At 47.4% G+C, this 5,375-nt stretch carries 5 protein-coding genes; all 5 read right to left on the bottom strand.

Annotation, left to right across the window (positions count from 1 at the left end; translation table 11 throughout):
* Window positions 1–81: 81 nt before the first annotated feature.
* Window positions 82–1,044: an ABC transporter ATP-binding protein gene (locus AC1WIP_RS10670; RefSeq protein WP_481141811.1), complete on the bottom strand. Its 963-nt coding sequence runs from the start codon at window positions 1,042–1,044 to the stop codon at window positions 82–84.
* Window positions 1,037–2,050 (bottom strand): ABC transporter ATP-binding protein, encoded by a 1,014-nt coding sequence (locus AC1WIP_RS10665; RefSeq protein ID WP_481141810.1) that lies wholly within the window; start codon window positions 2,048–2,050, stop codon window positions 1,037–1,039. Before AC1WIP_RS10665 ends, AC1WIP_RS10670 begins: the two co-directional genes overlap by 8 nt.
* 36 nt (window positions 2,051–2,086) lie before the next feature.
* Window positions 2,087–3,142, bottom strand: a complete 1,056-nt coding sequence (locus AC1WIP_RS10660; protein WP_481141812.1) for an ABC transporter permease — start codon at window positions 3,140–3,142, stop codon at window positions 2,087–2,089.
* Window positions 3,143–3,176: 34 nt separating this feature from the next.
* Complete coding sequence (locus tag AC1WIP_RS10655) at window positions 3,177–4,088, bottom strand: ABC transporter permease (RefSeq protein WP_481141809.1); 912 nt, start codon at window positions 4,086–4,088, stop codon at window positions 3,177–3,179.
* Window positions 4,089–4,572: 484 nt separating this feature from the next.
* The coding region (gene eno, locus AC1WIP_RS10650) for a phosphopyruvate hydratase (protein ID WP_481141808.1) at window positions 4,573–5,375 on the bottom strand (803 nt) is incomplete at its 5' end.

Below are 5,375 nucleotides of genomic sequence, written 5' to 3'. Positions count from 1 at the left end.
TAAAAATCCTCCTTATTTCTTTTCCGTTTGGATTTAAAATATAATATCAAATGTTTCCATTTGGTATTAGCACAAGAAAAGTTATCGATTATGGCATGCAGCCATATGCCCATTTCCCTTGTCCTCCAAAGCAGGACACACCTCGGCGCACTGCTCGGTAGCATAGCGGCAGCGGGTACGGAAGGGACAGCCTGTAGGCATGTGCATGGGGCTCGGCACATCCCCTGTCAGCACAATCCTCTTGTTCTTTCTTGCAATGATAGGATCGGGAATAGGCACCGCGCTCAAAAGAGACTCTGTATAGGGATGAATGGGATGGTCATACACCTCATCCGCATCCCCGATCTCCACCACCTTGCCAAGATACATCACGGCAATCCTGTTAGAGATATGACGCACAACCAATAGGTCATGGGCGATAAACAGATAGGCAACACCCAGCTTCTCCTGAAGGTCCTCAAACATATTGATGACCTGCGCCTGAATGGATACGTCCAGGGCGCTCACAGCCTCGTCGCAGACAATAAACTTGGGATTTACCGCAAGAGCTCTGGCGATACCGATACGCTGTCTTTGTCCGCCGGAAAACTCATGGGCGTAACGGGTGGCATGCTCTGCATTTAAGCCAACCAGCTCCATAAGATTCAAAATCTTCTCCCGGCGTTCCTTCTTATTGCTATAGAGCTTATGCACATCCAAAGGCTCTCCGATGATGTCCTCCACCGTCATACGGGGATTTAAAGAAGAATAAGGGTCCTGGAACACCATCTGCATATTTTTGCGGTGTTCCCGCATATTCTTTGCTGTGATTTCCTCTCCCTCAAATTTTATCGTGCCTGCGGTAGGCTCATACAGCCGCAGAATGCTTCTGCCCACCGTGGTCTTGCCGCAGCCGGACTCTCCCACCAGCCCCAGGGTTTCTCCCGGTTTAATATAAAAGGAAACGCCATCCACCGCCTTTAGGGGTGTAGTCTGAAACAATCCTGTCTTAATGGGAAAGTACTGCTTTAAATCCTCTACCTCGATCAAATATTCCTTACTCATTTGCAGCACCTCCCGCTTTTTGTGTCTCCATCATCTTCTTATAGGTAAGCCAGCAGGAAGCAAAGTGCCCGTCCGGCACCTGTACCTGGGGAGGAATCTCCTCAAGACAGATTTTCATGGCCTCATCACATCTGGCACAGAAAGCACAGCCCTTTGGCATATTCAGCAGATTGATAGGGGTTCCCGCAATGGGCACCAGCCTCTCCTTGCTGCCGTCCGCCTTGGGAATAGAACGCAAAAGTCCCTTGGTATACTCATGACTGGGGCGGTAAAAAATATCCTCAGCCGTGCCCCTCTCGCAGACCCGTCCGCCATACATCACAATGATTTCATCACACATATCCGCAATCACGCCCAGATCATGGGTTACCATGATAATGGCCATCCCCAGCTTTTTCTGCAGCTCCTGCATCAGCTCAAGAATCTGAGCCTGAATGGTAACGTCCAAAGCAGTGGTCGGCTCATCCGCAATCAAAATATCCGGCTCGCTGGCCAGGGCCATAGCAATCATAACACGCTGGCGCATACCGCCGGAAAGCTCGTGGGGATACTGTTTGATTCTCTTTTCCGGCTCATTTACTCCCACCAGCTCCAGCATCTCCACAGCCCGCTCCTTAGCCTGCTTCTTGTCCTTATCGGTGTGCAGACAGATAGCTTCTATCAGCTGGTTTCCGATGGTAAAAACAGGGTTCAGGCTGGTCATGGGGTCCTGGAAAATAATACTACAGCATTTTCCCCGAAAGCCCCGCATTTGCTTTTTGGTAAACTTTGTCACATCCTGCCCCTTATAGAGCACTTCTCCCTGGGTGATTCTGCCGGTGTCAGCCAATATCCCCATGATGGAATAAGCAGTTACACTTTTACCAGAGCCGGACTCCCCCACAATTCCCAGGATTTTCCCCGGCGCAAGATTAAAGGTAACGCCGTTTACGGCCTTTACTTCCCCGGAGTCGGTAAAAAAGGATGTATGCAGTTCCTTCACCTGTAAAATATATTCTTCACTCATTGTTCCTCTTCCTTTCCAATCCTACGTTTCCAGGTCCTATTTTTTCAGCTTCGGATCAAAGGCGTCGCGCAGTCCGTCACCCAGCAGGTTGAAGGAAAGTACGATCAGGCAGATTACAATGGCCGGCAGCCAAAGCTTCCACGGATAGCTCTGCAGACCCTCTCTGGCCTCATTGGCCAGACTTCCCAGAGAAGGCATAGGGGCGCTTACACCCAATCCCAAGAAGCTTAAATAGCTCTCCGTAAAAATTGCAGACGGCACCTGCAGCGCAGTGGAAATGAAGATCACACTGATACAGTTGGGTATAATATGCTTTCTGATAATTCTTCCGCTTTTTGCGCCGGAAGCCTTTGCCGCCAGAACATACTCATTGTTCTTGATGGTAAGAATCTGTCCTCTCACCAGTCTGGCCATGCCTACCCAGTAGAGCAGGCCGTATACAATAAACAGGGCAATCATGTTCACGCCCAGCCTTGCAAAAACGGTGCCTTGAATGACGCTGGACAAAACCTCATCCAAAACCACAGACAATAGGATAATGATCAGCATATCCGGCAGCGAATAAATAATGTCCACAATACGCATCATAATCAAGTCCACTTTTCCTCCCAGATACCCTGAGATACTGCCGTAAAGCAGACCGATGATCAGCACCAGAATGCTGGCAAACAGTCCCACTGCAAGGGAGACTCTGGTGCCATACACAATACGCATAAAGTAATCCCGGCACTGAGCATCCGTACCCATAATGTGAGGAAACACCTTTCCTCCCTCAGCCATATACTCCTGTTCCATTTCGGAATATTCAAACGGAGCAAGATTCTTGGCGGTTTTGTCCCTCATACCGTTCACCGTGTTGATTTGAGAATAGCTGTAAGGCACCACCATTGGTGCAAAAGTAATCACAAGCAAGATAAATATAAGAAAAATAAGGCTCATAACCGCCAGGGGGTTTTTCATCAGCTTTCTCATGCCATCCTTAAAAAAGGTAGTGGACTCGCTCATCACATCCTGCTGGCGTTTTTCTTCTTCGGTAGCCTTTTCAAATTTGGCCAGATTGATCTGTGTGCTGAATAAATTTTTATTCGGCATCTTCTCTGTCTGCTGTTCCACGTAACGTCCTCCTTTAATCCAGTTTGATTCTCGGGTCTATCACCTTATACACAAGGTCTGTAATCAGGTTCATGGTCACCATAATCGCAGCCAGAAATATGGTGGTTCCCATAATCATGGTATAGTCTCGGTTGGTGATGGCAGAGACAAACTTGCTGCCCAGGCCTCCCAGGGTAAAAATATTTTCAACAACCAGGCTGCCCGTCAGAATGTATGCGGTCATGGGACCCACATAGGTAATCACCGGAATCACTGCATTTCTCAGGGCATGCTTGAAAATCACCTTCCAGCCGGCAACGCCCTTTGCGTTTGCCGTTCTCACATAATCCTGTCCCAGAGCATCCAGCATGCTGGTCTTTGTAAGACGCGTAATATAAGCCATAGGATACAGCGCAAGAGCAATCACTGGCAGTAAATAATGGGTTTGATTTGCATCATACACAGGAAACCAGCCAAGATACAGACAGAATACATAAAGAAGCAGGGTAGCCAGCACAAAGCTTGGCACTGCCGTAGCCAATGTGGTGAAAAATACAATCAAACGATCAATAATTGTGTTGCGCTTCAGCGCCGCAATGCTTCCCAGCACCAGCCCCACAACAGTGGCAAGCACAATGGCCATGCCGCCCAGCTTGGCGGATATGGGAAAGGACTCTCCGATGACTGTGGAAATGCTTCTTCCTGTTTTCAGGGAAACTCCTAAATCACCATGAAAGAAATTATTCAGATAAATAATAAACTGCTCCCAAACGGGCTTGTCCAGATTATAACGCGCCTCCAAAACAGCCTGCACCTCCTTGCTGGGCGCCTTCTCCGAATTAAAGGGGCCTCCGGGAATGGCGTTCATCACAAAAAAGGTCAGTGCTGAAATAATAAAAACAGTAACAATGGCGAGCAGCACCCGCTTGATGACGTATCGGTACATCTTCTCACTCCTTCGATTTTTCTTCGTACACTTCCAGGCATTGCAGCCCAAAACAATGCGCTTTAAAGCGAAAAAACGATGATGTGCCTCAAAAAAGCCGATCATCATCGTCCGACTTTTTGTATCTTACAATAATTTATTCCTTCTGTCAATAAAGAAAAATCTAGCAGGAATGGGGTTTTTTAGTGCATAATGGGGCAGGGTGCATACAATTATGCAAATCTTTTTGTCCGCAGTCTGCAAACTTTTGTCCGTCTCGCCGCATCTCTTTTATGAATAAAAATGCTCACAATTCAATGATTAACATTAATCCACTATTTAATTCTACATTTTTCAGCAAATTATTTACGTCGTATAAATTTTATGTATAAAAATTCAATTTGGCGCGCCACTCTCATTGCCTGGCGTGCCAAATTGAAAATAACTTTTTTGTATCTTTTTCACAAAAAATATGGTTTTGTAAAATTTTTGTGAAATTTACATTTTATATCTTCCGAAAGGGCTCCATATACTGGGCAGCGCATCCAAGTTCCTCCTCAATACGCAGCAGACGGTTATATTTTGCCACTCTGTCGCTCCTGCAGGGCGCTCCGGTTTTGATCTGCCCTGTATTCAGAGCCACCGCAATATCCGCAATGGTGGTATCCTCTGTCTCACCTGACCGATGAGATATCACTGCTTTATATCCGTTTTTATGAGCCATCTCCACTGCCTCAAATGCCTCTGTCAGGGTTCCAATCTGATTTACCTTCACCAAAATGGCATTTGCCACATTCAGTTTGATTCCGGCGTCCAGCCGCTTGGTGTTGGTAACAAACAAATCGTCTCCTACCAGCTGGATTTTATCTCCCAGCCTTTTTGTGAGCTCCTGCCAGCCGTCCCAGTCATCCTCCGCAAGCCCATCCTCTATGGATATAATAGGAAACTGCGCCGTAAGCTCCTCATAATAAGAAATCATCTCCCCTGTGTCCCTGACAATCTCCTGTCCCTTCAGACGGCTTTCTCCAGGAAAATGATACATCCCCGTTTTTTCGTGATAAAGCTCGCTGCTGGCCGCATCCATGGCAATCTTGATATCCTGTCCAGGTGTGTATCCCGCCGCTTTTATGGCCTCCACCAAGAGGGAAAGCACACTGAACGCATCCGGCAGATCAGGTGCAAAGCCGCCCTCGTCTCCTACGCCCGTGGACAAATTCTTTTCCTCCAGTATTTTTTTCAGGTTATGGTAAATCTCCGCACAAATGCGCAGGCCATCCCCAAAGCTTTCCGCCTGCACGGGCATAATCA

This window comes from Acetatifactor sp., assembly GCF_982438285.1.
Note: the sequence above shows the minus strand (reverse complement) of the source record. Positions and strands in the feature narration are given on the sequence as shown.